The organism is Streptomyces sp. NPDC002853, assembly GCF_053591915.1.
In genome coordinates this window covers 294241-318761 of record NZ_JBSFUS010000014.1, presented here as the reverse complement: position 1 = coordinate 318761, position 24521 = coordinate 294241, and the positions used below count along the sequence as shown (strand labels likewise).

27 protein-coding genes and 1 riboswitch are annotated in these 24521 nt (G+C 69.4%); of the genes, 17 read left to right on the top strand and 10 right to left on the bottom strand.

Annotation, left to right across the window (positions count from 1 at the left end; translation table 11 throughout):
* Nucleotides 1-38: 38 nt before the first annotated feature.
* Nucleotides 39-1064, top strand: coding sequence for a DNA topoisomerase IB (locus ACWD02_RS35205; protein WP_451218435.1), 1026 nt, complete (start codon nucleotides 39-41; stop codon nucleotides 1062-1064).
* 30 nt (nucleotides 1065-1094) lie between these two features.
* Here the strand turns inward: ACWD02_RS35205 and ACWD02_RS35200 are convergent, their stop codons facing one another.
* Both ACWD02_RS35200 and ACWD02_RS35195 read right to left on the bottom strand, forming a co-directional pair.
* A complete protein-coding gene (locus ACWD02_RS35200; RefSeq protein WP_363205708.1) occupies nucleotides 1095-1283 on the bottom strand; it encodes a hypothetical protein in 189 nt (62 codons plus the stop codon).
* Nucleotides 1284-1485: 202 nt separating this feature from the next.
* Complete coding sequence (locus ACWD02_RS35195; RefSeq protein ID WP_451218432.1) at nucleotides 1486-2034, bottom strand: DUF1062 domain-containing protein; 549 nt, start codon at nucleotides 2032-2034, stop codon at nucleotides 1486-1488.
* Nucleotides 2035-2307: 273 nt separating this feature from the next.
* Here ACWD02_RS35195 and gvpO point away from each other — a divergent pair, with 273 nt between their 5' ends.
* The 12 genes from gvpO to ACWD02_RS35135 all read left to right on the top strand — a co-directional run bounded on the left by gvpO (nucleotide 2308) and on the right by ACWD02_RS35135 (nucleotide 10764).
* On the top strand, nucleotides 2308-2634 hold the full coding sequence (gene gvpO / locus ACWD02_RS35190; RefSeq protein ID WP_451218429.1) for a gas vesicle protein GvpO: 327 nt from the start codon (nucleotides 2308-2310) through the stop codon (nucleotides 2632-2634).
* A 39-nt stretch (nucleotides 2635-2673) separates the two neighbouring features.
* The gene (gvpJ, locus tag ACWD02_RS35185; RefSeq protein ID WP_451218426.1) at nucleotides 2674-3177 is read left to right on the top strand and encodes a gas vesicle protein GvpJ; all 504 of its coding nucleotides are present in this window, start codon (nucleotides 2674-2676) and stop codon (nucleotides 3175-3177) included.
* A 2-nt stretch (nucleotides 3178-3179) separates the two neighbouring features.
* Nucleotides 3180-3935 (top strand): GvpL/GvpF family gas vesicle protein, encoded by a 756-nt coding sequence (locus ACWD02_RS35180; protein ID WP_451218423.1) that lies wholly within the window; start codon nucleotides 3180-3182, stop codon nucleotides 3933-3935.
* 1 nt (nucleotide 3936) lies between these two features.
* The gene (locus ACWD02_RS35175; protein WP_451218420.1) at nucleotides 3937-4179 is read left to right on the top strand and encodes a gas vesicle protein GvpG; all 243 of its coding nucleotides are present in this window, start codon (nucleotides 3937-3939) and stop codon (nucleotides 4177-4179) included.
* Between the two features lie 44 nt (nucleotides 4180-4223).
* On the top strand, nucleotides 4224-5495 hold the full coding sequence (locus tag ACWD02_RS35170; RefSeq protein WP_451218417.1) for a histone H1-like repetitive region-containing protein: 1272 nt from the start codon (nucleotides 4224-4226) through the stop codon (nucleotides 5493-5495).
* A gap of 6 nt (nucleotides 5496-5501) precedes the next feature.
* Entirely contained in the window at nucleotides 5502-6563 is a 1062-nt protein-coding gene (locus tag ACWD02_RS35165; RefSeq protein ID WP_451218415.1) for an SRPBCC family protein, read from the top strand.
* 8 nt (nucleotides 6564-6571) lie between these two features.
* Complete coding sequence (locus tag ACWD02_RS35160; RefSeq protein WP_451218412.1) at nucleotides 6572-6937, top strand: gas vesicle protein; 366 nt, start codon at nucleotides 6572-6574, stop codon at nucleotides 6935-6937.
* A complete protein-coding gene (locus ACWD02_RS35155; RefSeq protein WP_451218409.1) occupies nucleotides 6937-7839 on the top strand; it encodes a GvpL/GvpF family gas vesicle protein in 903 nt (300 codons plus the stop codon). The genes ACWD02_RS35160 and ACWD02_RS35155 overlap by 1 nt, the downstream gene beginning before the upstream one ends.
* Nucleotides 7836-8072, top strand: a complete 237-nt coding sequence (locus ACWD02_RS35150; RefSeq protein WP_363205696.1) for a gas vesicle protein — start codon at nucleotides 7836-7838, stop codon at nucleotides 8070-8072. Before ACWD02_RS35155 ends, ACWD02_RS35150 begins: the two co-directional genes overlap by 4 nt.
* Nucleotides 8069-8350: a gas vesicle protein K gene (locus ACWD02_RS35145; protein ID WP_451218405.1), complete on the top strand. Its 282-nt coding sequence runs from the start codon at nucleotides 8069-8071 to the stop codon at nucleotides 8348-8350. Before ACWD02_RS35150 ends, ACWD02_RS35145 begins: the two co-directional genes overlap by 4 nt.
* A 190-nt stretch (nucleotides 8351-8540) precedes the next feature.
* Entirely contained in the window at nucleotides 8541-9725 is a 1185-nt protein-coding gene (locus tag ACWD02_RS35140; RefSeq protein ID WP_451218402.1) for an alcohol dehydrogenase catalytic domain-containing protein, read from the top strand.
* Nucleotides 9726-9804: 79 nt separating this feature from the next.
* The gene (locus ACWD02_RS35135; protein ID WP_451218399.1) at nucleotides 9805-10764 is read left to right on the top strand and encodes a TIGR03557 family F420-dependent LLM class oxidoreductase; all 960 of its coding nucleotides are present in this window, start codon (nucleotides 9805-9807) and stop codon (nucleotides 10762-10764) included.
* A gap of 29 nt (nucleotides 10765-10793) precedes the next feature.
* Here ACWD02_RS35135 and ACWD02_RS35130 read toward each other — a convergent pair whose 3' ends face one another.
* The 3 genes from ACWD02_RS35130 to ACWD02_RS35120 all read right to left on the bottom strand — a co-directional run bounded on the left by ACWD02_RS35130 (nucleotide 10794) and on the right by ACWD02_RS35120 (nucleotide 12479).
* Nucleotides 10794-11294 (bottom strand): hypothetical protein, encoded by a 501-nt coding sequence (locus ACWD02_RS35130; RefSeq protein ID WP_451218396.1) that lies wholly within the window; start codon nucleotides 11292-11294, stop codon nucleotides 10794-10796.
* 140 nt (nucleotides 11295-11434) lie between these two features.
* A complete protein-coding gene (locus tag ACWD02_RS35125) occupies nucleotides 11435-11899 on the bottom strand; it encodes a polyketide cyclase (protein WP_451218393.1) in 465 nt (154 codons plus the stop codon).
* Between the two features lie 58 nt (nucleotides 11900-11957).
* Nucleotides 11958-12479, bottom strand: coding sequence for a L,D-transpeptidase family protein (locus tag ACWD02_RS35120; protein ID WP_451218390.1), 522 nt, complete (start codon nucleotides 12477-12479; stop codon nucleotides 11958-11960).
* Nucleotides 12480-12881: 402 nt separating this feature from the next.
* Here ACWD02_RS35120 and ACWD02_RS35115 point away from each other — a divergent pair, with 402 nt between their 5' ends.
* Nucleotides 12882-13589, top strand: coding sequence for a class I SAM-dependent DNA methyltransferase (locus tag ACWD02_RS35115; RefSeq protein ID WP_451218387.1), 708 nt, complete (start codon nucleotides 12882-12884; stop codon nucleotides 13587-13589).
* A 12-nt stretch (nucleotides 13590-13601) separates the two neighbouring features.
* On the opposite strand, the gene ACWD02_RS35110 is transcribed toward ACWD02_RS35115, so the two are convergent.
* The 5 genes from ACWD02_RS35110 to ACWD02_RS35090 all read right to left on the bottom strand — a co-directional run bounded on the left by ACWD02_RS35110 (nucleotide 13602) and on the right by ACWD02_RS35090 (nucleotide 19442).
* Nucleotides 13602-14150, bottom strand: coding sequence for a GNAT family N-acetyltransferase (locus tag ACWD02_RS35110; protein ID WP_451218384.1), 549 nt, complete (start codon nucleotides 14148-14150; stop codon nucleotides 13602-13604).
* A 69-nt stretch (nucleotides 14151-14219) separates the two neighbouring features.
* Entirely contained in the window at nucleotides 14220-15329 is a 1110-nt protein-coding gene (locus ACWD02_RS35105; protein ID WP_451218382.1) for a WD40/YVTN/BNR-like repeat-containing protein, read from the bottom strand.
* 2 nt (nucleotides 15330-15331) lie between these two features.
* A complete protein-coding gene (locus ACWD02_RS35100; protein WP_451218379.1) occupies nucleotides 15332-16447 on the bottom strand; it encodes a hypothetical protein in 1116 nt (371 codons plus the stop codon).
* Between the two features lie 158 nt (nucleotides 16448-16605).
* Complete coding sequence (locus ACWD02_RS35095; RefSeq protein ID WP_451218376.1) at nucleotides 16606-17352, bottom strand: transglycosylase SLT domain-containing protein; 747 nt, start codon at nucleotides 17350-17352, stop codon at nucleotides 16606-16608.
* Nucleotides 17353-17354: 2 nt separating this feature from the next.
* Nucleotides 17355-17511, bottom strand: a riboswitch (cyclic di-AMP (ydaO/yuaA leader).
* A gap of 635 nt (nucleotides 17512-18146) precedes the next feature.
* Complete coding sequence (locus tag ACWD02_RS35090) at nucleotides 18147-19442, bottom strand: PAS domain S-box protein (protein ID WP_451218373.1); 1296 nt, start codon at nucleotides 19440-19442, stop codon at nucleotides 18147-18149.
* A gap of 340 nt (nucleotides 19443-19782) precedes the next feature.
* Here ACWD02_RS35090 and ACWD02_RS35085 point away from each other — a divergent pair, with 340 nt between their 5' ends.
* The 3 genes from ACWD02_RS35085 to ACWD02_RS35075 are packed head-to-tail and all read left to right on the top strand — an operon-like array spanning nucleotide 19783 to nucleotide 24514.
* Nucleotides 19783-21138 carry an ATP-grasp domain-containing protein gene (locus ACWD02_RS35085; RefSeq protein ID WP_451218370.1) on the top strand — a complete coding sequence of 452 codons (1356 nt, stop codon included), beginning with the start codon at nucleotides 19783-19785 and terminating at the stop codon, nucleotides 21136-21138.
* Complete coding sequence (locus tag ACWD02_RS35080) at nucleotides 21135-23159, top strand: PEP/pyruvate-binding domain-containing protein (RefSeq protein ID WP_451218367.1); 2025 nt, start codon at nucleotides 21135-21137, stop codon at nucleotides 23157-23159. The genes ACWD02_RS35085 and ACWD02_RS35080 overlap by 4 nt, the downstream gene beginning before the upstream one ends.
* The gene (locus ACWD02_RS35075; RefSeq protein ID WP_451218364.1) at nucleotides 23156-24514 is read left to right on the top strand and encodes an MFS transporter; all 1359 of its coding nucleotides are present in this window, start codon (nucleotides 23156-23158) and stop codon (nucleotides 24512-24514) included. The genes ACWD02_RS35080 and ACWD02_RS35075 overlap by 4 nt, the downstream gene beginning before the upstream one ends.
* The last annotated feature ends 7 nt before the right edge of the window (nucleotides 24515-24521 follow it).

Below are 24521 nucleotides of genomic sequence, written 5' to 3'. Positions count from 1 at the left end.
CAAGGTCTGACGCGGCGCTTTGGGGGCACCCCTGGGGCATGCGCGAGAAGCGGCGGCTGAGGACGAGCCAGGTCGACGGACCCGGGATCTCCCGCGTCCGTTCGGGACGCGGGTTTCGCTACAAGGACGCGTCGGGGCGCCCCGTCACCGACCCCGAGGAGAAGGAGCGCCTGCGGAGCCTCGTCATCCCGCCGGCCTGGCAGGACGTCTGGATCTGCCCCTGGCCCAACGGGCACCTGCAGGCCGTCGGCACCGACGCCGCGGGCAGACGTCAGTACCTGTACCACCCGCGGTTCCGCGAGCGTCAGGAGACCGCGAAGCACGACCACGTGCTGGAGGTCGCCCGCGCACTGCCCGAGGTGCGCGAGCACGTGACGCAGGACCTCGACCGACGCGGTCTCTGCCGCGAACGCGTCCTCGCCTGCGCCGTCCGCCTGCTCGACCTCGGCTTCTTCCGCATCGGCAACGAGTCCTACCGGCGCGACAACGGCACGTACGGACTGACCACCCTGCTCAAGGAGCACGCCTCCTGCGGGGGCGGGGAGGTCTGCCTCACGTATCCGGCGAAGTACTCCAAGACGCAGACGCGCGCGCTCGTCGACCCGCCCGCCTGCACGGTGCTGCGCGCCCTGCTGCGCCGCAGTGGCGGAGGACAGCGCCTGTTCGCCTACTGGCAGGGCGGGACCTGGCACGAGCTGAACGCCCCCGAACTCAACGACTACCTGCGTGACCGCGCGGGCAAGGACATCACCGCCAAGGACTTCCGCACCTGGCACGCGACCGTCCTCGCCGCGGTCGCCCTCGCCGTGTCCGCACAGGTGGCCGACGAGTCCCGTACCGCACGCAAGAGCGCCGTCACCCGTGCCGTCCGCGAGGTCAGCGCGTACCTGGGCAACACGCCCGCGGTGTGCCGCGCCTCGTACATCAACCCGCGCGTCATCGAGCTCTTCGACGAAGGCCGCACGATCGCCGGTGCGTTGGAGCAGCTGGGCGACGGCGCCGAGTTCGGCCACCCCGCGACCCAGGGGACCATCGAGGAGGCGGTACTGCGGCTGCTGACGTGAGATGGCGGCGCGGCTCTGCGCGGGTGCGCGTCAGGAGTCGGGGTGCGCGGCGTCCTTGAGTTTCCAGCCGTGGCCGGTGCAGCCCGCCGGCGGCGGCGGGAAGCGATGACCGTGTACGTCGGTGCTGTAGCCGTGATGCTGCTGGCAGTCGCACTCGTAGATCCCCGAATCGGGGACGATCTCACCAGGGCTGTACACCTGCTTCTCGCTGTTGCTCATAGGTCCGGTGTAAGGCCGCGCCCACCCCTCTCGCGACCCGGGTACGCCGGATGGGGCCGCCACTGATGACAGAGCGTCACCGCGTTGCGTGAGGGAGCCGCGTCGCTCGCCGTCGCGCGGGGCGGGGCGGCGGCAGGTGACGGGCGCGGGGGCCTGACCGGCGGATCACCGGTCAGGCCCCCGGCCCCGGCCTCGAGGGGGCTCAGCGCTTGAGCAGGAAGGCGAAGTCGCCGGAGATCCTGCCGCTCAGCCGGACGGCCGAGACGACCTTCCCCTCAGCGATCAGTCGGCCGGCCTCGGCCCGCGCAAGACCGCAGCCTTCAGCGATCAGACTCGCCGGCCGCACAGGTATCCGCGCCGCGAAGCGGACCGAGACGTCGACCACCTCGCGGTCCAGATGATCCGAACCGCCGGTGTCGAGGCGCCAGGCGCCGTCCCAGTCGAGGGCGATGCGATTGCGGCGCCGCACGACCGGCTCCTGCAGCAGCTCGGCCGCCAGGCCACGGTCGTTGTCGTGCATCCGCTCAAGCAGCTCAGGTCGTACGGAGCGCACGTGCACCCGCTCCAGGACCGTGAGCTTCGCCGTGTTCCCACAAGTGCCGCAGAGCACGAGGAGCCAGGCGTCGAGGACCTTGTGGTTCGCGTTGACGCGAAACTTGCCGTCGGCCCGGAAGCGATCGGACGCGCACACATGACAGCGGCGCAGAATGGTCGGCAGGCAGATGGGCATGACCACCCAGTTGTTGAGCACAGAAGTACACCGGTTTCAGTGAGAAGTCCGCAGCAAAAAGGAGCGCGGCGCACAGGCGCGACGCGCGACGATTCAGCACTCGGGGGGACTCACACGGTGTACAACGGCACGTCCTTTCCTGGGCGACTCGGTTCGGCAGCACCGTAAGCGCGCACGGCGGCGCGTACCACCGATTTTTCCGGCGCCCCCACAGAGGCCGCCCCACAGCTGCCGCGGCACCTGATCGGACTATCAGCCCGCGCCGTCGGGGGCGGGGCGTTCAAGAGTGGTCGCATGACCGAGCGCTCACGACGCACCCAGGCCGCCCCCCGCCGGTCGGCGAAGCGCGCCGACGAGCACGGCGTCCCGGACCTGCGGGAACTGGTCGGCGAGGCATGCCGGACGCTGACCGAACTCATCGGTCACCGCGCTGAAGGCGTGTCGGCCGTCTGCCCGACCGAGAGCGATGGCTGGCGGGTCAGCGTGGATGTGCTGGAGGTGGCTCGCATTCCCGACACCACCAGCCTCCTGGCCACCTACGAGGTGGATCTGGACGCGCACGGACGCCTGACGCAGTACCGCAGAGTCCGCCGCTACCGACGCGGCTGGGCGGACAGCTGAGGCGCACCTTCTGCGCCGTCGAGAGGAGCAGGCCCTTTCATGACCACCACCTACAGCGAGGACGTCGTCCCCTGCGCGCCCCGTGCGGGCACGCTCTACGACGTCCTGGAACTCATACTCGACCGCGGCATGGTCATCGACGTCTTCGTGCGGGTCTCACTGGTCGGCATCGAGATCCTGAAGATCGACGCGAGGATCGTCATCGCGTCCGTCGACACCTACCTCCGCTTCGCCGAGGCATGCAACCGCCTCGACCTCGAACACGATTCCCGCAGCAAGACCGTCCCCGAGCTCTTCGGCGGCGGCGCGGCCACGGCCGTGGGCAAGGCCGGTGCCAGGAAGGCCGCCCGGTCCGTCGGCGACAAGGTCAAGGACACCCTGGGCCTGGACTCGGGTTCCGACGACGATGACGACGAAGAGGAGCGCGAGGCGAGCCGCCCGCGCCGCAGCGCATCCTCCCGCTCGTCCTCCCGTCCCCGCTCCACATCCCGCGCCGGTCAGCGCCCCCGCGCACGGCGCCGTGACGAAGACGAAGAGGACTGACCGTGCCGACACCCCCCGGCCCGCCCGGCCTGTACGTGTACGCCATCACCGCCCCCGAGCACGCCGCCCACGCACGGAGCTGCCGTGCTGTCGGCGACGAGAACGCCGTCGTGTCGGTGCTGGGCCGGGACGGCCTCGCCGCCGTCGTGAGCCGGGTGGCGGGGCGTCCGCGTGCGCGGCGGCGTGACCTCAGCGCCCATCAGGACGTGCTCGCCGAGCTCGCCCGGCGGGGTCCCGTCCTGCCCATGCGCTTCGGGGTGATCGCACCCGACGAGGAGACCGTCCTCACCGGTCTTGACTCCGCCCGCGAGGCCCATCTCGCCACGCTGACACGGCTGGAGGGCAAGGCCGAGTGGAACCTCAAGGGCGAGTCCGTGCCCGAGGCGCTGCCCGACGTGCTGCGCGAGGACGCCGGCCTGCGCGCGCTGCGCGAGACGACACGGCGGCGTCCGGGATACGAGGCGAACGTACGCCTGGGCGAAGCCGTCGCCGGCGCGCTGCAACGCCGGGCGGAGCAGGCAGCCGCCGACGTGCTGGCCGAGCTGCGCCCGCTGGCGGCGGAGACGCGTGAGGGACGCGAGAGCGCCGGGGGGATCATGAACGTCTCCTTCCTGGTGCCGCGGAGCGCCGAGACCGCTTTCCGCAAGGCGGTCGACCTGCTCGCCACCCGCTGCCGGGGGCGGATCACGCTGACGCTCACGGGACCGTTGCCCTGCTACAGCTTCGTGACCGCCGAAGCCGTACCCGCCGGGGCGTGACATGGGACTGATCAGCGGCATCCTGCTGCTCCCGCTGGCACCGATCCGCGGTGTGGGCTGGATCGCGGACCGGCTGATCGAGGCGGCGGAAGACGAGCTGTACTCACCGGACGCGGTCAGAGCTCGGCTCGCCGCCCTCAACGAAGCCCTGGACCAGGGCGAAATCGATCTTGACCAGTTCGAACGCGAAGAAGAGCACCTGCTCGACCTGTTGGAACGTCGTCCTTACCGCCCGGCCTCCTGACGTTGTGCGCGGCGGCGTCGGCCTCGACTCACGGGAAGTTCCTGATGAATGAATGCAACCGAATCGCACTCGGCGCAGCAGTAGCCGGGGGATATCTCCTGGGCCGCACCAAGAAGGCCAAGCTCGCCTTTGCCGTGGGCTCGTATCTCGCGGGTCGCAAGTTCGGCCTCTCACCGCAGGAACTGCTCCGGCAGGGAGCCCAGCGATTGCGCGAGACACCGCAGTTCGCCGACCTCAGCGAACAGGTGCGGGGCGAACTGATGGACGCGGGGCGGGCCGCGATGTCCGCCGCGGCCGGCCGCCAGATGTCCTCCTTCACGGACAAACTCGCCGAGCGCACACAGTCCCTGCGCTCATCGCGGGATCAGGACGAGTACGACGACGAGCAGGGTGACCAGCAGGACGACGAGCAGGACGACGAGCAGGACGACGAGCAGGACGAGGACTGGGACGACCAGGACGCGCGGTATGACGACGAGGCCGCCGACGACGTAGAGGACGAGGACGAGGACGAAGACGAGGAAGATGACGACGGCGAGGGCGAAGACGAGGAAGGTGCCGATGAGCCCTCGGCCCCTTCTCGCAGCCGGACCTCGCGTCGCCACCGTGGCGCCACAGGCCGTGACGACCACGACCATGACCGCCGACGCTCGAGCCGCGACGCGGAACGCCGATCGACGCCGCGTCGGAGAGCGGGCCGGGAACGCTCCGCCCCCAGGTCGGGAGCGAAGAAGCCCCAGGGCAAGAAGTCCGCGATAGCGCGTACTGACCGCGAAGGGTCCAGGGGCGGGAAGGACGGTTCGGAACCTCCGGCGGCGAAGAAGGCACCTCCCGGCAAGAAGCCCGCGGCGAAGAAGGCCCCGGCGAAGAAGGCTTCGCCCGCGAAGAAGGCTTCCCCTGCGAAGAAGGCTTCCCCTGCGAAGAAGACCGCCGCGAAGAAGTCCGCCCCTGCGAAGAAGACCGCCGCGAAGAAGTCCGCCCCTGCGAAGAAGACCGCCGCGAAGAAGTCCGCCCCTGCGAAGAAGTCCGCCCCTGCGAAGAAGTCCGCCGCGAAGAAGTCGACCTCCGCCAAGAAGACAGCGGCGAAGAAGACGGCGAAGTCCACGCCCGCAAAGAAGACGGCAGCGAAGAAGTCGACGGCGAAGAAGGCCCCGGCGAAGAAGGCAACAGCAAAGAAGTCAGCGGCGAAAAAGACAGCAGGCAAAAAGACAACAGCCAAGAAGACAACAGCCAAGAAGACAACAGCGAAGAAGACCGGTGCCGCCAAGAGATCGGGCGGCAGAGCGACGACGTCGCGTTCGAGGCAGAGGAGCTGACCGGCCATGGCCGAACGGAAGAAGAGCGCCGGCAGCGGCGAGGAGTCGGGCATGGACCGGCTGCGTGATGGGCTCACCGATTTTCTCGATGCGCAGGCACAGAACCTGACGGACAAGTTGGGTGACGCGCTGGGTGGTCTCACCGACAAACTGCAGGACGTGGCGGACAACGGCGGGTCACTCCCCAAGATGGGCGCCCGGATGCTGAAGGGCGACTCGCCCGCGAAAGCCGTCGTGGCGGAGAAGGCCAAGGACCTCAAGGACAACGTGGTCGGCAAGGCGAAGGACCTGTTCTCCTCCGGTGGTGGCGGGGGAGGGTCGGGCGACACGAAGGTCACCAACATCGTCGAGGTGATCGACATCGGTGTGCCGCTGCGGACGGTCTACGACCAGTGGACCCAGTACGAGGAGTTCAGCAGCTTCACCAAGGGTGTCCGCAGTGTCTCGATGTCCGACGAAGTGAGTTCGGACTGGAAGGTGAAGGTCGGACCGTCCAGCAGGAGTTGGAAGGCGACGGTCCAGGAACAGGTGCCCGACGACCGGATCGTCTGGTCCTCGGAGGGGAGCAAGGGCAGCACTCGCGGTGCCGTCAGTTTCCACGAGCTTGCCCCGACGCTCACCCGTGTCGTAGCGATCGTCGAGTACTACCCCGCCGGCTTCTTCGAGAAGACCGGAAACCTGTGGCGTGCTCAGGGCCGCCGGCTGCGGCTCGACCTCAAGCACTTCGCCCGTTACGTGACGCTCAACGCGGACGACGAGGTGGAGGGCTGGCGCGGTGAGATCCGGGACGGCGAAGTCGTCCGCACCCACGAGGAGGGCCTGGAGGACGACGACTACGACGACGAGAACGGGGACGGCGAAGCCGGGTCCGAGTACGACGACGAGGACCAGGAACAGGACCAGGCCGACGAGGAGTACGACGACCAGGACGCCGAGGAGGATGAGCCGGAGGAGCGGGACGAGGACGCCGAGGAGGACGAAGAAGGCGAGGAAGACGAAGAAGGCGACGAGGACGAGGAGGACGAGGGCGCCCGACGACCCCGTGCCCGGTCCGCCCGAAGGCGGTGACCGGCTCCATGGACGACCTCGACACCTGGCGCGCGTCACCTCAGGGATCGGACCTGGGCCGTCCCGCTGACGGGAGCCTCGCCGACATCCTCGAACGGGTGCTGGACAAGGGCATCGTCATTGCCGGAGACATCAAGATCGACCTGCTCGACATCGAGTTGCTCACCATCCGGCTCAGGCTGTTCATCGCCTCCGTGGACACCGCGCGCAAGGCCGGCATCGACTGGTGGGAGACCGACCCGGCCCTGTCGTCGAGCGCTGCCCGTGACGACCTCCGCGAGGAGAACCGGCGGTTGCGCGCCCAGCTGGAAGAGCTCACTCCCGCCGACGATGAACCACGGCGACCGGAACGGATGAAGGAGAAGCCCCACTGATGGCAACAGCGCCCGCCCCCGCGCACGCCGTGTGTGTGTTCGCCGTCCGACGAGGCCGAGGACCGGAGTTGCCCCCGGGACTGTCGGGCCACGAAGGCGGCGGCCCTCTGCGCCTGCTCCCGGCCGGTGCTCTGTGGGCCGTGGTCCAGGACGTTCCGGCAGACGACTACTCCGAAGAAGCACTGCGCGAGCGGCTTTCCGAACCCGCGACACTGGAGCGCTGCGTGCGGGACCACCACGCGGTGGTGACCGCGTACGCCGCGCGGGGCGGGGCGATCCCGCTCCCGTTGGCCACGCTGTATCACTCCGAGGAGCGGTGCCGGGCCGCATTGACGGCGGATGTCCCGCGCTTCGAGCGCACTCTTGAACGGATCACGGGCCGGAACGAGTGGGCGGTGAAGGTCAATCTGCTGGCCGGCCGGAAGCAGGCCACGCAGGCCCCGCGGGAATCCCCGGCGCGCGACGACCAGGCGCCCGCGCCCAGCGGACGTGCTTATCTCGCCCGGTTGCGGGAGCGAGGTCAGGAACGCGACGACCGCCGGCAACGTGCAGTGGATGCCGCCGAGTTGCTCGACCGCGCCGTCCTCTCGGTCGCGGACGCGACCGTTCGTCGCCGGCCGCACGGCGCCGAGATCGTCGGCCGTGACCGTACCCAGATCCTGAACGCCGCTTATCTGGTCCCCGAGCAGAGCGGATCGGAGTTCAACGAGCTGCTCGACCGGCTGCGGGCCGCGCCCGAGTTCGAGGGCTGTGAGGTGGAGGTCACCGGCCCGTGGGTGCCCTACTCGTTCGTGGACGCGGCTTCCCTCGCCGAAACGCACGACCGACCGCACGACGAGCCGCGAGCGGAGAGCCGCCCCGCCGACCGACCCCGCCCCGGCGCCGTAGGGAGTCGCACATGAGCCCGCACACGGCCACCCAACCGGTCGCCTGGCAGGGCCCGGACAGTGGCGCGCCCATCGGGGTTCCACTCGTCGACCTCCTCGACCGGGTGTTGGCCACCGGAGTCGTCGTCAGCGGCGACCTCGTCATCGCCATCGCGGAGGTACCCCTCGTACGGATCTCGCTGCACGCGCTGCTGGCGTCCGTGAGCGAGCGGGTCCCGGCGCCGTGGGCGGACGGAGGGCCGCTGTGAGCGCCACCGCCCGAGTGGACCTCGACCCCGACGCGGTCGGCCGCGACCTGGCCTCCCTCGTCCTGACCGTCGTCGAACTGCTCCGCCAGCTCATGGAGCGCCAGGCCGTGCGCAGGTTCGACGCGGGCGATCTCACCGACGAGCAAGAGGAACGAGTCGGGACCGCGCTCATGCTGCTCGACGAACGCATGACCGACCTCTGCGAGCGGCACGGACTGCGCCGCGAAGACCTCAATCTCGACCTGGGTCCGCTCGGCTCCCTGCTGCCGCATGACTGACGCCCTGACCGGTGTCGGCCGCCTTGCGCGGATGGAGCACCGAATTCATGCATTACCCGGGCTTTCTCAGGTACCCGAGGTGATCACCGGCCAAGGGCTTCCTGTGGCGGGACGGACAACAGTGTGACCAGCCTGGTGGAGGGCTCCCGGTAAGAAGCAGTACGCAACCGACCTTAGGAGGCGCGTAAGAATGCGCGCACTGACATGGCACGGCAAGCGCGACGTCCGCGTGGAGGAGGTCCCCGACCCCCGCATCGAGAAGCCCGACGACATCATCGTCCAGGTGACCTCGACGGGGATCTGCGGTTCGGACCTCCATCTCTACGAGGTTCTCGGACCGTTCCTCGACCCGGGTGACATCCTCGGGCACGAGACCATGGGCGTGGTTGCCGAGACCGGGCCCGACGTCACCGGCGTGGCGGTCGGGGACCGCGTGGTGATCCCCTTCAACGTCTCCTGCGGCGCCTGCTGGATGTGCGACCGGGGACTGCACTCGCAGTGCGAGACGAGCCAGGTCACGTCCATGGGCAGCGGCGCCTCCCTCTTCGGGTACACCAAGCTCTACGGCCAAGTCCCCGGTGGTCAGGCCGAGTTGCTGCGGGTGCCCTTCGGCAACAAGCTGCCCATCAAGGTGCCCGACGGGCCGCCCGACGACCGGTTCGTCTATCTCTCCGATGTGCTGCCCACCGCGTGGCAGGCGGTCGAGTACGCCGATATCCCCGCCGGCGGCAGTGTCACCGTCCTCGGCCTGGGGCCCATCGGTGACATGGCCGCCCGCATCGCGCGACTGCGTGGCGCGGAACTCGTCATCGGCGTCGACCTGGTCGACGCGCGTCTCGAACGGGCCCGGCGCCACGGCGTGACCGTCCTGGACCTGCGTGAGCACGAGAAGGACCTGGGCGACGCCGTCCGCGACCTCACCCAGGGCCGGGGCACCGACGCGGTCATCGACGCGGTCGGCCTCGAGGCGCATGGCGCGCCCGTCGCGCAGGCCGCGCAGTGGGCCACCGGCCTCCTGCCCGACAAGCTGGCACGCCCGATGATGCAGAAGGCCGGCATCGACCGCATGAGCGCCCTGTACGCGGGAATCGACATCGTCCGCCGCGGCGGCACGCTCTCCGTCAGCGGCGTCTACGGCGGTGCGGCGAGCCCCATGCCGCTCCTGAAGATGTTCGACAAGCAGCTGCAGGTGCGCATGGGGCAGGCCAACGTTTGGCGCTGGATCGACGACATCCGCCCCCATCTCACCGACGACGACCCTCTGGGCGTCGACAGCTTCGCCACGCACCATCTGCCGCTGCAGGACGCGCCGACGGCGTACGCGACCTTCCAGGCCAAGGAAGACGGCATGATCAAGACGCTCCTGAAGCCGTGACCCGCCCTGACCAGCCCTGCCTCGCCCTGCCACGTGGCCGTCGGCCTGCTCGCCGGGGCCGCGCCTCTAGGAGTACGCGATGACACGCTATGGATACTTCCTGGCGAGCGAGGAGTTCTCGCCGGCGGAGCTGCTCGAACAGGCCAGGGCCGCCGAACAGGCAGGCTTCGAATGCCTGGCCATCTCCGACCACTTCCACCCGTGGACCGGTGAGCAGGGCAACAGCCCGTTCGTCTGGACGATGATCGGCGCTCTCGCCCAGGTGACCTCGCTGCCCGTCACCACGTTCGTGACCTGCCCCACCGTCCGGATGCACCCCGCGCTGAACGCCCAGGCCGTCGCCACGGCGGGGGTGATCACCGGCAACCGCTTCCGGTTCGGCGTGGGCAGTGGAGAAGCGCTCAACGAGCACATCCTCGGCGACGCGTGGCCGGCCGTGGACGTACGCCTGGAGATGCTCGAAGAAGCGGTGCAAGTCATCCGCGACCTGCTGACCGGCGACCAGGTCACGCACCGGGGCCGTCACTACACCGTGGAGAACGCACGCCTCTACACGACCCCGGACGAACCCGTCCCGATCTATGTCTCGGGGTTCGGTCCCAAGGCCGCCGCGCTGGCCGGGCGCATCGGGGACGGGTTCGTCACGATGACACCGGACGAGGGGCTGATCCGTCAGTTCCGGGGCGCGGGCGGCGGTCAGAAACCGGTCCTCGGGGGTCTCAAGGTCTGCTGGGGCACTGACCGGGCGCAGGCCGTCAAGACGGTGCACCGCAAGTGGCCGTCCCAGTTCCTTCCGGGGGAGCTCGGCCAAGTGCTGCCCGACCCGGCCCACTTCGAACAGGCATCGACCCTCGTCACCGAGGAGACCGTCGCCGACCAAGTGGTCTGCGGCGACGACGTGGACAAGCACGTGTCAGCTGTCTCCGCGTACCCCGAGGCCGGTTTCGACGAGGTGTACGTGGGCCAGATCGGCCCCGAGCAGCAGGGCTTCTTCGACTTCTACCGCACCGAGGTGCTGCCACGGCTGCGCGCGGCCTGAGGACACAAGCGCGTCACCCGTGACGGCCGTCAGCACCTGTCGTCGACGAGTTCGGTGAAGTCCTCGGTGCTCATGGCCCGGTCATCGGCCCAGACCTGGCCCGGGCGGAGGGAGGCGAGGTCGTCGGCGGTGAAGTAGACGTGTGCCTTGTAGCTGTCGGACCCCCGGAAGCTCAGGGAGTAGGTCCGGTCGGGCAGCAGTGTCTGTTCGCCGTAGGTCTGCGCGTGCCAGTTGGGTGGTGGGGAGAAGAGCGGGAAGACGACGCTTCCGCGGTTCTTCGCTTCCCCTGTCTCCCACCCGCTGTCGTCCTGGTCTGCTCGGTCCCCATCCGGATCGGCGGTGCCTGCCTGTGCAGGTGCAGAGGCCGAGGAAGAGCCGGCCGAAGCGCGTGATGCCTCGTCGTCTGCCGCTTCCTCTTCCCCTTCCCCTTCCTCAGGGGCCCAGCTCCCCAGACGTACCCCCGAGAGGGTCTCGCCCTCCTCACATGGCCGCAGTTCGACCACGGGCTGCCCGTCGTCCCCGTTTCGCACCGCTATGAGCGGCAGGTCAGCCGGGCTGCACCCACTCACCATGACAAGCCCCAACGACAGGACCGCCACCCCACACGCACGTCTCACCCAGGCCCCCTCGGATTCACGCAAGGACCCTGCTCGAACCACGGGGTCGGGGGTCACTGTTCCACAGTGCGCGCCAGGATTCCGAGGGTCGCGCGGAGTCCTGCCTCGGGGATGACCGGGAAGATGTTCGCCTCCCGGTAGCGTTCGTCGATCTCGCTCCAGTCGTAGTACGAGGTCACCAGTGTGCCGCCCTCGCCGGCCTCCAGCCGGTAGCCGTACAGGTGGCGGATGGGAGGCTGTATCTGGCCGGAGATGGTCCATTCGATCTGAGCGTCCTGCTCGAACCGCGTGATGATCACTGTGACGTCGTACTTGCCCAAGGGGTAGTCGTTCAACGACTCGCGGTCCATGTGGACGACGAACTCGTCACCGGCCTCCCGGGCCGGCTTTCCCTCGGCGGACTGCAGCATTCCTGAACTGTCGATCGCCACGTGTCCCGCGGGCTCGCACAGCAACGCGAAGATCTTCTCCGGGGAGGCGGCTATCTGACGCTGCACTTCGAATCGCTCTGTCGTCATGCGGGTCACCCTCGCACGATCATGTGACTCAGGACCAGCAGAAGCCGATGTTCCGGATTCAGCGCGCGACTGACTCGACGTCACCCATGGCGATCACCGGCTTCATGGCGGGGTCGAGCCATCTCACGAGCTCGGTCATCTCCTTGCGCGGCAGAGCCACGCAGGCCTGGGTCGGCCCTCCATGTGCCATGTGGATGAAGATGCCGCCACCGCGTTCAGGCCCCATGGGCCGTACGAGATCCCTGGGCGGGGAGCCGGGCTGCCGGTTGTAGTTGATGGCCACCACGTGGTCGAAGGCCCCTCTGAGGGACTGGCCCAGGAAGCCGACGCCGTCCTCCTCGTACACGGGGGACTGGTCATAAGGCAGCTTGGAACCCGGGTCGGGCAGCAGCCCTCCGGCGTCACTCAGCCCGAAGACCCCCACCGGAGTGCTGCGGTCGCTCGCAGTGTGGTGCTCGGTCCAGCCGCGTTGGCCGTTGCGGGCGGGCCACGGCTCGAAGACCCTGCGCCAGCCGCCCCTGACGTCGCGTTCGAACAGGTGAACCGTTGCGTAGCTGGAGTCGGGTGCGTCCCCCGACACGAGGACCACCTGCCTGGCACCCCGACGGTCCACGGCCTTTTGCATGCCCGGCCCGAGTTGAGGGATTGTCGTCGCCCGATCCGGCGGCGGGATTTTGCCGTCAGCGTTGTGCGGCGGCGCGTGATTGCCCGACCGGCCGTCGGCCGGAGCTCTTTCGTCGCTGCATCCGCTGAGAGAAACCGTGCAGATGAGCAAGGGGAGAATCAGTCGGGGCAGCGTGGTTTTGAGCACCCTCGCATTATCAGTCCATTCCATTATTTCGCTCGGAAGCTTGGCGCGTGTCGGGCTCGGCGTCACACGAGCGATGGTCGGCCATAGCGCTGCGCGCCCGCTGCCCGCGGCTTCCACGCACATCGAGTTGCGCCCTTCCAGGGGCGAGCGGCTGTCGGTACGGTGCCGCGCGTGACCCACTCCTATGACGCTCTCGCGCCGCACTACGACCTCATCATGACCTCGGGGTATTACGACTACGACGCCTACGCGCGGGTTCTGCGGGCACTCATCGGCGACCGCGGGGATGTCCTGGAACTCGGTGTAGGAACAGGGCTGGTGTGCGAGCGGTTGCTCGCGATGGGGCCCACCGGCATGCGCATCACCGGTATTGACCACACCGAGAAAATGCTCACCCAGGCTCGGAACAGACTCGGGGATCGAGTGACGCTCGTCGAGATGGACATTCTCCACACCGTGCCGGAATCGGCATTCGACGTCGCCTATTCCGTCGGCGGCATTTGGTACTGCCTCCGTGAGGGTGATGAGATCACCTTGGGCAGCCACCTGGTGGAAGAGGGCGACAACATCAAGGGGCTGGAAAATCTCGCAACTCTGCTGCGCCCCGGGGGACTTCTGATCCTGTCGATCCAGGATGCGCATCGCCCCTGCCGGCGGACGTTGCCCGGAGGGCTTGTCTACGTCCAAGAGTCCCGGGCGGCAGGAGGGGGCCGGTTCACCAAGGACTACTACGTCATGCGCGAGTCCACCGTGGTGGCGCATCAGCGCTCGGGCTATCGCGTATACGGTGCAGCCGACGCCGACCGGCTCTTGGAGCAGTGCGGTTTCCGTCGTCAGGCTGGTGGCGGCGAGCGGTTCTGTCAGTACGTGAGGGTGTAGGGCCGAGGCGGGCTAGACCCGGGGGAGCGAGGGGTCGGGCTTGAAGGGTGGTGGTGCGGTGATGGACCAGCGCTCGTGGTCGCGCCAGGCCCCGTCGATGTAGAGATAAGCGGGGGAGAAGCCCTCGTAACGAAAGCCCAGGCGCTGGACCAGGGCCAAGGACGCCTGGTTGGCCGGTTGGATGTTGGCCTCCAGCCGGTGGAGGTGCAGGTCGTCGAAGGCGTGCCGCAGGGCGACGGTGAGTCCCTCGGTCATGTAACCCCGCCCCGCGGACGGGGCGAAGGCCGCGTAGCCGAGTGACGCGCCCTGGTAGCGGCCCCGGATGATCGAGTTGAAGTTCACCATCCCGGCCGCAGCGCCGGTCTCCTGAACGCGGATCAGAAAGCCCTGGGTGGTGCCGTCACTGAAGCGGCGCATCCAGTCCCGGAACTCCCCTGCGGTCGCGGGCAGTTGCATCCACGGCGCATGGAGGTCGGAGCTGGCCCGCACGAGCGTGCAGAACTCATCCTGGTCGGCGAGGGTGAGCGGGCACAGTTCGACTCGTGACGGCTTGTCGGGCATGGGCCAATGCTAGGACCAGATGCGGAGAAGTGGATCAGCAAAGTGGTCCACTTCTCCGAAAAGCTTCTGTCAGCCGAAGCGTTGAGTGCGCGGAGCGAAGGTGTTCTCGGGTCCCGCGGCGCGGCCGACCGACCACACCGTCGACGTGCCCGGCACCGCCGCGAGCTGCAGCGTCCGCGAGTCGCCCTCCCCGGCCACCGCCGGCTCGCTGTACTCGGCGAACGACTGGCCGTCCCAGGACAGGAAGTCCGGCCCGGGCACCAGTGGCGGGTAGCTGCCGGGCGGACCGTACTTCTGCGAGTTGGCCACCGAGACCCAGCCCAGCTTGCCGTTCGCGGCGGGAGCGAACGAAGTGATGCCACCGAAGTTGGTGGGCACGGTCACCCGACTCCACGCGTTCCCGTCCCAGCGCATCAGGAGTGGCGGAATCGGCTTGCCCGCAGGGCCACCGACGAACCCGGCCGTGCCTCCCGCCCACACCTCTGTCGGCGAGACCGCGAGCACACTGCCCACGGCCGACCGCGGGAACCCGTCCACGATGGTCTGCTGCCACTCCTGTCCGTCCCAATGCGACACCGCCGCACCCGAGTTGGTGGCGCCCGCGGCCCAGATGTCGTCCGCCGCCAGGACGTGCATGCCGTAGACGGCTCCCGGCGGCACCGGCATGTCCTGCCAGTTGCTTCCGTCCCGCCGCAGGAGCACCTGCGCGCCGTCACGCGAACCGATCAGCCAGGTCTCGCCGCCGCCGGCGACGACCTTGGTCAGTACGACACCGCGCGGCGGACGGCTCTCCCGCCAGGTGGCGCCGTCGTAGCGGAGCAGGCGCGCGCCGCCCGCCGAGTCGCGGCCGACCGCCCAGATCGCGGTCGGCGAGGTCGCGGCGATGGAGAGCAGATCCCCCTGCCAGCTGACCTTGGGAAGGCTCTGGCGCTGCCACGCGGTTCCGTCCCAGCGCAGCATCAGCGGAAAGCCCGGGGCCTCGCGGCCGACGGCGTCGGAACCCACCGCCCACGCCCGGTCAGGTCCGAACGCCACGGCTTCGTTCAGCCCTGCCTGCGGGCGTATCTGTGCCGGCACCGGGACGTGTCGCCAGGCGGTGGGCTCCGCCGCGGCCGAGCTCATGACGGTGATGACGGTCATCGCGACGGCGAGGGCCGTGACGAGAAGTCGGCGCACCATGGTCAGCCTCCCAGCCGCTCGCTCATCAGGTTCGGTTTCGAGCCGTAGATCTCGACGGTCCCGAAGGACAGCAGCGAGGACCCTGCCCTGGTCAGTGCGCGCGGCTTCACGTCGATCGCGTTCGTGCGCTCGGGACCGTAGGAGAAGGTGGTGCGGGAGCCGTTGATCCGGGCGTACTTGGACTGGAACGCGCGGTCGCTGCGCACCGGCAACCACAGCGCGCCGTCCGAACCGCGCACCATGGCCTCGGTGTAGGTGTCGCCCAGGGGCGGGTAGGTGGTGCGCCAGGTGTGGCCGTTCCCCGTCATGAGGTAGGTGCGCGGTGCGCCGTCGGTGTACTGGCTGCCGCCGATCGTGACGCGGCCGGACGGTTCGAGCAGCATCGTGTGGACGTTGCTGTTCGGCGGCAGTGGCACCTTCGCGTCCCGCCAGGCGGTGCCGTCCCAGTGCAGGATGGTGGTCCCGCTGGTGGTGTCCGCCCAGGCCCAGGCGTCGGTGGCCGTGCGCGCGGTGATCCCCATCAGGTACAGCACGCCGTCGGGGGTGGTCTGTGTGGTCCAGCCGGAGCCGTCGTAGTGCAGGACCTTCAGCCCGGTGTCGTCCTCGCCGACCACCCATGCGGCGCCGGGTACGGCGGCGAAGTCCTGGTAGGTCCACAGGGTCTGTGGCAGGGGGACCGTGCTCCACCCTTCAGGCCCTGTCGAGCCTCCCGCCGAGCGGCGCAGGATCTGGCCCGCTCCGTCGCGGTTGTGCAAGATCCATGTTTCCTTGCCGACGAACTGCACCTTGCCGAGCCAGCCCGTCCCCTCGGCGCCGGGGAAGCTGCTGTCCCGGCTCCATGCCGCGCCGTCCCACCGGTACAGCATCGGCCGCACCCAGGCGGTGGTGTGCTCGTACCCGGTCGCCCAGGCGTCGCCCGGCCCGCGGGCGGCAAGATCGGACACGGTCACGGGTGGTGCGGCCGCGGGCACCGGCAGCGCCGACCAGCGCGGCGTCATGCTCGGCGCATCGGCTTCGGCGGACGGCGCGGCCGCGGCCGGCGATGAGACCGCGACGGGCGTCACGACCGCGGTACACGCGATGACAAGGCCGATGATCACCGCACGGAGACCGTTCATGAGACCCCCCAGAACGCGAAGGTCGCTCACCTTATGGGCATGCACCCGTCCGTGAATAGACGGGTGCATGCCAATTTGAGTCCCGGGAGGTTCCGGCAGTCCTGAGCCCCGGCACGCACTGCGTGCCGGGGCTCAGGACTGCCGAGACCGGGGTTCCCCTAGTAGGGGCCGTTCACGTTGTCGATCGAGCCGTACCGGTCGGCCGCGTAGTTGCAGGCGGCGGTGATGTTGGCGACCGGGTCGTAGCTGTCCAGCGAGGTGCCGGCCACGTGGTAGGCGTCGAAGGTCGGGGCGATGACCTGCAGGAGTCCCTTGGACGGGGTGCCCGCGGCGGCGTTGACGTCCCAGTTGTTGATGGCCAGCGGGTTGCCGGAGGACTCGCGCATGACGTTGCGGTGGATGCCCTCGTAGGTGCCGGGGATGCCGTGCTGGGCCATGACGTCCAGCGACTCCTTGATCCAGCCGTCGAGGTTGTTGGCGTACGTCTTCTTCGCCGGGGCGACGGCGGGCTTGGCGGCGTTCGTGCGCTCGGAGCGGTCCGCCCGCTCGTCGGACGCCTTGGAGGCGGCCGCGTCGTCCGCCGGAGCCTTCTGTCCGACGGTGATCTTGAGGCCGGGGTGGATCAGCTTCGGGTCCCCGCCCAGAACGGTGCGGTTGTCCTCGTACAGCTTCTTCCAGCCGCCGCTGACCGAGTGCTCTCGGGCGATCTTGGCGAGAGAGTCGCCCGCGGCGACGACGTAGGTCTTGGGGGCGGCGGGCTTGGCGGCCGCGGCGGGCTGCGCCGCGCTCGCGGCGGTCGCGCCGATCACCGGGAGGACGAGCACGGCGCCGCCCGTACCCGCCGCGGCGATGCCCCGGCTGAGCGAGCTGGACTTGGGACGGCGGTGCTTACCCTTTGCAGGCATGACGAATTCCTCTCCGTCGCCTACGAGGTGAGCTGTCGGGTTCGGACGGGAGATGTCCGGTCGCACTGTGAATGCGACTTCACCCCGAGCCGTTCCGGAATCCGGATCGGCGGCCTACCTGGTTCCCCCGCTCCTGCCGTGCGTAAGTGATTGGTTACTGGAAGGGTTTCCGGACAGCGGCAGGATTCGGCGTTCCATCCGGATTGACGGTGACGTTAGGCGAGAAAGCCCGGACAGAACAAGGGCGGAATTCGCTCGGAGAATGCGCGAGGCCCATTCTCCGAGTCCGCAGAGCACGGCCCCATTGATCAAATAGCCTCAACTTTGTTTGCGGGAAACGAAAACGCGCTGGGCGGCCCTTGAGGACCTGATCTTCGGGTGTGACACATTCCACTGCGCCGCGATGCCAAGTGGGTGTACAAGTGGCCTTATTCGCAAAACCGGACATAATGCGATGCCCATTTTTCATGTCAAAACGGGCATCCCTTATAGGGGGACCCGGTGGTGACTCCTGGTGTCGGCGTCTGATAAAGGCTCTCAATTCGTGGACACAAAGCGGGGCGGGGGTGGGATATTGGGCGGCGATTCCCACAACGGCCGTGCTCTGGCTGCCCAGTTGGCGAGCGTGGCGCGGTCGACCAGGTGTATGCGCGGCTACCGGATCGTCCCGTTGGCGCCCTACAGGTCGGGCGTGCCCCCGTTGTCGCCCGTGCCGCCTGACTGCCGGGCATCCGTGCGGCGTCAGATTCCGGGTAATTCCGCGGTGTTGACTCCGGGTTATCGCATATTGCCCGTCAGACGGCGCTGAGCGGATGGGCCGCCGTGGCCGAACGCGGGGGCCAGGCGCGTGGGGCGAGAATGCCGAGTACGTACGCCCGGGCCACCAGAGCGGGCCGGGTGGTGGCGTTCAGGAGTTGCCGCAGGCGGCTCAGGTGGTAGTCGACCGTCTGCCGGGACAGCCGCAGCGAGGTGGCGATGTCACTGTTGCTGCTGCCCTCCGCCAGGAGGGAGAGGATGCGGATCTGCGCGGCGGTGAGCGAGGGATGGGCCTCGTGGGCGAGGCTCTGATGCGTGACCACGGCCCAGACGTGCCGGGCGCGGGCGGCGGAATGGCCGACCGTCGTCAGGTGCAGCTGCGCGCGGCGTTGTTGCCCCCGGAAGTCGACGAGCACGGCGGACGTCTCCACCCGTCTCGTGCGGCGGGCTATCAGACCGTTCCATCTGCGGTGCAGCCGATCGAGGTCGGCGGCCGGTGCGGGGGCGAGCAGCTCGTGCGCGCGGCGGCCGACCAGGTCGGGCAGGCCGAGGCGGAAGAGATCGGCCGCCGCCGAACTCGCCTCGATCACACGCCCGTTGGCCGAGAGCAGCGCGCAGGGCAGACCGCTGTGGTCACGCAGCGCCTGCAGGTTCTCCTCGGCCTCCTGGCGTTGGACCATGGCGCGGAGATGGTCGGTGATGTCCACGTAGATTCCGGCGACGCAGGTCTCCGTGTTCTCTTGCACGGGGAAGCGGTGACCGGCCGCCTGGCCGAGGCTGCCGTCCGGCCGGCGATAGCCGAGGGTGTGCCGCACCGGGGTGCCCCGGGCGAGGATCTCCTGGTCCAGGGCGCGGAACCGATCGGCCTCGGCTGGGGCGTCGAAGTCCTCGATGTACCTGCCGGTGAGCTCTCTTGGAGTGGCGCCGTAGAGGTGCGCGTAGGCGTGGTTGGCCCACAGATAGCGTCCTGCGCGGTCCCGGATGAAGGCGGCGGCCGGGGCGAGGTCGACGAGGTCCGCGAAGGTGGCGTACCGGTGCGGAGCATGCGCGTCCACCTCCACCGCGAGACCACGCGTACGGCTGTGGGCGCGCGTCTCGTCCAGGGGCCAGCTCACGTCGAAGGTGCGACCGTCGAACTGCGCCTGCCAGCTGACCTCCTCCGGCGGATGCCCCGGATCCGAGAGTTCCTCGTGCATGCGCTCCAGGAAGCGCTGCGCTGTCCCGGTGTCGGCGAAGGCGCCGCCACCTCTCTCCAGGACCTGCCACGGCTGGTCCACCTCCCACCAGAACGCGGGCAGGTGCTCGAGCAGTTCCTTCAGATGAGACTCGTTCACAGCGGTTTCTCCGTCCGTATTCAACTGGTTGACGCACAGTCACCAAGCGATGCGTATCCCGTGTCGATCTCGCGCATGCTCGGTTCTCGGCCGAATCGGCCGGAGTGACGGCTGCCTGGGCCCGCTTGCGGTTGCGGCACTCAGGCATTTGCCTGAACGGCGGACGCCCCCGTTGGCGCTGCGGGCGCCTGTCGCCTGGTCCCCTTGAGTGTGCGGGTGAATACACCCCGCAACGTACGCCCCGGTGACCCCGCATGTTCTACGCGCGTCACCGCTCGTGCGTCGTCATGGCTCGAACCGGACGAATGGAGAGGGAACTTCAGTGAGCAAGGTGCTGTTAGTGCATGCCAAGGGTGGTCCGCCGCTCGGTCACGTCCTCACACGGGCGGCCGCCAGGGCGGAAGTGCACCTGCTGGCGCTCAGCGCACTTCCTCCCGCCGTGGCGGACACGGCCGAGCGGCTGTGCGCCTCCGTCGTGACGCCCGCCGACACGCGCCGAGCCGACCTGGTGTCCCTGATCGTCTCGCGGGCCGAAGCCGTGGGCGCCGCCTCGGTGCTCACTTTCTCCGAGTACGCGGTCGTGGCCGTCGCCGAGGCCTGCGAGGCGCTTGGCCTGGCGGGGGCGGGCAGTGCCGCCGCGCTGGCACGCGACAAGCGGCTGATGCGTCGCACCTGGCACGAACACGGCCTTCCGCAACCGGCCTTCCGCCCGGTGGCCACTGAGTCGGACCTGCACGACGCGGCCCGCGAACTGCCCTTCCCGCTCCTCCTCAAGGCGGCCTGGAGTGCCGGGTCCACCGCACACCAGATCATCCGCTCCCCGCACGAGGCGTCCGCCGCGTGGCGCTGGTCGCGAGAAGTAATGGCCGAATCCGCCCAGTTGGGATATGCGGAGCTGCATGTGGCCGAGGCCGATGCGGACTTCGTGGTCGAGCAGATCGTGAGCGGCACCGCCGCGGACTGGTTCGACGAGCCCGGCTGGGGCGACTACGTCAGCGTCGAGGGTGTGGTGGCGGACGGCGTCTTCCGCCCGGTCTGCCTCAGCGGCCGGATGCCCACCGTGGAGCCGTTCACCGAGCGCGCGGGCATCACGCCCGCCCCGCTGTCCCAAGGCGCCCAGGACCGGATCGTGGCCCTGGCCCGAGCGTCCGTCGACGCTCTGCGACTGCGCGACTGCGGTACCCACACCGAGATCAAGCTCGGTGCGGACGGCCGCATGTGGCTGATCGAGACGGCCGCCCGGTTCGGCGGCGCGATGACGGTGCCGCAGATCGAGGAGGTCTTCGGGCTCGACCTCGTGGGCATGCTCGTCGACCACCTCCTCGGCCGCCCGGTCGAGTGGCCCCGGCACGCGCTCGCGCCGGAGCAGGCCAGTGGCGCGGCGGGCTCCCTCGTCGTCCTCGCGGTCGACTCCAAGGGCGCGGCCTGGCAGGACCGCAAGGTCTGGGACTTCTCCGCCGTCGCGGCGGACGTACCGCTCAGCCCCGGCAGCGAGCTGTCCGTGGTCGCCGAGAGCTCGCAGCCCGACGGCACTCTCGTGCCGGTCTACGACCCGGCCGCGGGCGCCAACACCATGGCGGCCCTGTGCCTGCTGTCCGCCACCGACCCGCGCATCGTCCTGCGTGACTTCGAGACCCTGGTGGACGCCCTGCCCCGGGTCCTGCCCGCCGCGCAGCCCGAGGAGATCTCCCGATGACCGCCCAGCTGTTCACCGGCCCCGCCGAACCGGCCACGGACCGCACCGTCATCGGCGAGAACCTCTCCCTGCCCCTCTTCCGCACGCTCTCGGGCGTCCTGGCCGGGCACCCGTACCTCAAGGTCGTCGTCGACCGCGCCGAGAACACCTGGCACCTGCTCGACACGGCCGCCCACCCCTTCCACGTCAACTACATCGCCACCCGCGTCCTGGGCATGGAACTCCAAGCGCTGGACGCCGAGTTGGACACGTTCAACGCCTCCGTCTACATGGACCCCGAGCGCCGCTTCCTGCTCGGAGTGCTGTCCCTGCACACCGAGCAGGAAACGGAAGGCCGCGAACGCACCTTCCTCGTCCTGGAGACGACCGAGGCCGACACCATGCACGGCGAACTCCTCGCCCACTTCTACGAGTTCGTGCGCGAACGCGTCGACGGCCGGCTGCCGGTGCTCCTCAAGCCCGCCAACCACGGGCAGGAGGAGGCCCTGGCGGCCATCAGTGAACTGCGCGTCCCTCGTATCCTGAGCCACGAGCTCTTCGGCTCCCGCACCCGCACCCCGCTGAACCCCGGCGAGGCCACCGGGCGACTGCGGTACTTCCGCACGCACGAGGAGTACGCGGCGGCCGAGGCGGGTCTCGGCTGGGCGGACATCGTGGCCATGCCGTGCCTGCCGGACGACGTGCCCCGAGTGGCGGGATTCCTCAACACTGCGCCGATCACGCCGCTTTCGCACACCAACGTCCTCGCCTCCGGCTGGGGCATACCCAACGCGATCGTGCGCGACCTGCACAAGATCGTCGACAGGGACCAACTGGACGGCGCGTGGATCCGCTACCGCGTGCGCGAGGACGAGATCCTCCTGGAGCGGCTGGATCACGAGCCGGCCCTGCGGGCCCCGGCCTGGCACCAGCAGCGCATACGCCTCCAGCCGCCCCTGCTCGAAGACGCCCCCGTGCTGGCCCTGCACCGGCTCCGCAGCGCGGACCGCGACCGCTACGGCACCAAGGCGGCCAACCTCGGAGAACTGCACCACGTACTCGACAGCCGTACGGCCGACCTGATCGCCTTCTACGGCCGGCCCCGCCCGCCACGCGAGAGCCTCTACACGCACCTCGGGGCGCGGCTCGGCCTCACCACGCCCTCCACGGCCGAACTGCGCTCCGCGGCGGCCGACTTCGTGGCCGCCACGGTCGACGCCCCGGAGGGAGTCGCGCTCCCCTTCGCGCTCCAGCAGCGTTTCCTGGCCTCCTCGCCCGCCCTCCAACAGGGCATCGGCAAGCTCAAGATGGCACTCGAACTCGACGCCACCGACGTCCTGGACTCGCTCTGCCTGCAACTGCAGCACCTGATCCGCAACACGCCCGTCCCCGAGACGGTCACCCGGCAGATCGACCAGGCCTTCCCCGCCACCGCGGCGACGCGCCGACGCCTGGTGGTGCGCTCCTCGTCCAACGCCGAGGACCTGCCGGGCTTCTCCGCGGCAGGCGTCTACGACTCGGTCACCACCGTCCACTCCACCGGCGAACTCCTGGACGCCGTACGCCAGGTGTGGGCCTCGCTCGTGTCGCCCCGCAGCGTGCGCCTGCGCCACCAGGTCGGCATCTCCCTGGACGACACCTACATGGGCGTGATCATCCAGGAGTACGAGAGCGCCTCCCTCGGCGGCGTCCTGGTGACCTGCGACCCGACCCGCCGTGCGGACTTCCGCAACGTCTACCTCAACTGCTCGCCCGGCTCCCCGGAGCAGGTGGTCGACGGCTCGGTCCTGCCGCAGCAGTACCTCTACAACACGGTGGAGGGCGGCGGCCGCACCGTCGCCCTGGGCTCCTGGGGCGAGCCCCTGCCCGCGGCCACCCGCGCCCGGCTCGCCGACCTGTCGCTGACCGGACGGCTCCTGCAGTCCCACTTCAGCGGCTCGCACTTCGGCGGCTCCGACGTGGACAAGCCGCTGGACATCGAGTGGCTGATGACCGAACGGGGCGATTTCCGGCTGGTCCAGATCCGCCCGTACGCGCTGTGAAGGCGCCCTTTCCCAGGGCGGGAGCCACCGGTCTGACGGACACCGCCCGCCGCATCATCCGGCTCAACTACGGCTTCCAACTGCTGTTCAACCTGCTGTGGTGGATGCCCGTCTTCTACGCCTACCAGAAGGCCGCCGGGCTGACGGACGCGGAGATCTTCGGCATCCAGAGCATCTACTACGTGGCCTTCTGCCTCTTCGAGATCCCGACCGGCCTGATCGCCGACCGGATCGGCACCCGCAACTGCCTGCGGGCCGGAGCCGTGGTCATGACGGCGGCCAACCTGGCTCCGGTCTTCAGCGCCTCGTACACCGGCTTCCTCGTCCACTTCCTCGCCATCGCCGCGGGCCGCTCGCTCACCTCGGGTGCGGCAAGCGCCTATCTGTACGACGGGCTGCGCGCGGAGGGCTGCGACGAGCACTACCTGAAGGCGGAGGGCACCGCCAGGGCCCTGGGACTCGCGGCCAAGGTCGGGTGCTGGCCGCTGGTCGGACCCTTGATGTCCGTCGCCCACGCGGCTCCGTACGTGCTCAGTGCCGTCAGCGCGGCGGGCTCCCTCGCCTGTGCGATCGCGCTGCCCCGGCTCGCCGGAGCGGGGGAGGACAAGCAGAAGCCGGCCGACCGATCTCGCGGAGGACGCAGGGGAGGGGCGTTCCTGCGGGACGCGGGCTCCGCGCTGCGCTGCGTCGCCTCCTCGCGGTGGCTGGCCCTGGTCATGGTGCAGGGCGTGGCGGTGTTCACGCTGTCCCGGATCTGCCAGGTCAATCTCTTCCAGCCGATCCTGCTCGACCACGGCATAGCGGAGGCCTCGCACGGGGGAGTGCTGGCCGCGATGACGGTGGCCGAGGCGGTGGCCTCGGCCCGCCCGCAGTGGCTGAGCCGGCGTCTCACACCGGTCGCCTGGGTCTCGATCCTCAGCCTCGTGCTCGCGGGCACCCTGGCGGCCATGACGCTGGGCGGACCGTGGGCGGTGGTCGGACTGCTCTGCCTGTTCGCCGCCGCGACCGGCTTCGCCTACCCGGTGCAGCGCAAGCTGGTGAACGACGCGGTGCCCGCGCACGCCCCGCGCGCCACGCTGCTGTCGGTCGAGAGCATCGTGGACCGCGCGGTGTGCGCGCTGGCCGCGGTCGCCGCGGGTGCCTATCTCTCGGCCGGGAACCTGGACGCCCTGCTGTGGCACAGCGCGCTGGTGACGGCGGTGTTGCTCGGAGCCTTCCAACTGCTGGTACGCAGCGGGGTGGTGCAGCGGGCAGGGCCCCCGGACACGCTGAACGTGAACAGGGGCGACCCATCGGCCCGCACTGTTCCCGGCGCATCCGGAGGCGGGCGCGGCGGGCGGCGGGCCGAGGAGTAGCACCGGC

Bases quoted from the DNA above. Each gene is read 5' to 3' on its own strand.
- ACWD02_RS35205 (WP_451218435.1), top strand. From the start codon at position 39: ATGCGCGAGAAGCGGCGGCTGAGGACGAGCCAGGTCGACGGACCCGGG.
- ACWD02_RS35200 (WP_363205708.1), bottom strand. From the start codon at position 1,283: ATGAGCAACAGCGAGAAGCAGGTGTACAGCCCTGGTGAGATCGTCCCC.
- gvpO (WP_451218429.1), top strand. From the start codon at position 2,308: ATGACCGAGCGCTCACGACGCACCCAGGCCGCCCCCCGCCGGTCGGCG.
- gvpJ (WP_451218426.1), top strand. From the start codon at position 2,674: ATGACCACCACCTACAGCGAGGACGTCGTCCCCTGCGCGCCCCGTGCG.
- ACWD02_RS35175 (WP_451218420.1), top strand. From the start codon at position 3,937: ATGGGACTGATCAGCGGCATCCTGCTGCTCCCGCTGGCACCGATCCGC.
- ACWD02_RS35170 (WP_451218417.1), top strand. From the start codon at position 4,224: ATGAATGAATGCAACCGAATCGCACTCGGCGCAGCAGTAGCCGGGGGA.
- ACWD02_RS35165 (WP_451218415.1), top strand. From the start codon at position 5,502: ATGGCCGAACGGAAGAAGAGCGCCGGCAGCGGCGAGGAGTCGGGCATG.
- ACWD02_RS35160 (WP_451218412.1), top strand. From the start codon at position 6,572: ATGGACGACCTCGACACCTGGCGCGCGTCACCTCAGGGATCGGACCTG.
- ACWD02_RS35155 (WP_451218409.1), top strand. From the start codon at position 6,937: ATGGCAACAGCGCCCGCCCCCGCGCACGCCGTGTGTGTGTTCGCCGTC.
- ACWD02_RS35150 (WP_363205696.1), top strand. From the start codon at position 7,836: ATGAGCCCGCACACGGCCACCCAACCGGTCGCCTGGCAGGGCCCGGAC.
- ACWD02_RS35140 (WP_451218402.1), top strand. From the start codon at position 8,541: ATGCGCGCACTGACATGGCACGGCAAGCGCGACGTCCGCGTGGAGGAG.
- ACWD02_RS35135 (WP_451218399.1), top strand. From the start codon at position 9,805: ATGACACGCTATGGATACTTCCTGGCGAGCGAGGAGTTCTCGCCGGCG.
- ACWD02_RS35125 (WP_451218393.1), bottom strand. From the start codon at position 11,899: ATGACGACAGAGCGATTCGAAGTGCAGCGTCAGATAGCCGCCTCCCCG.
- ACWD02_RS35110 (WP_451218384.1), bottom strand. From the start codon at position 14,150: ATGCCCGACAAGCCGTCACGAGTCGAACTGTGCCCGCTCACCCTCGCC.
- ACWD02_RS35105 (WP_451218382.1), bottom strand. From the start codon at position 15,329: ATGGTGCGCCGACTTCTCGTCACGGCCCTCGCCGTCGCGATGACCGTC.
- ACWD02_RS35100 (WP_451218379.1), bottom strand. From the start codon at position 16,447: ATGAACGGTCTCCGTGCGGTGATCATCGGCCTTGTCATCGCGTGTACC.
- ACWD02_RS35095 (WP_451218376.1), bottom strand. From the start codon at position 17,352: ATGCCTGCAAAGGGTAAGCACCGCCGTCCCAAGTCCAGCTCGCTCAGC.
- ACWD02_RS35080 (WP_451218367.1), top strand. From the start codon at position 21,135: ATGACCGCCCAGCTGTTCACCGGCCCCGCCGAACCGGCCACGGACCGC.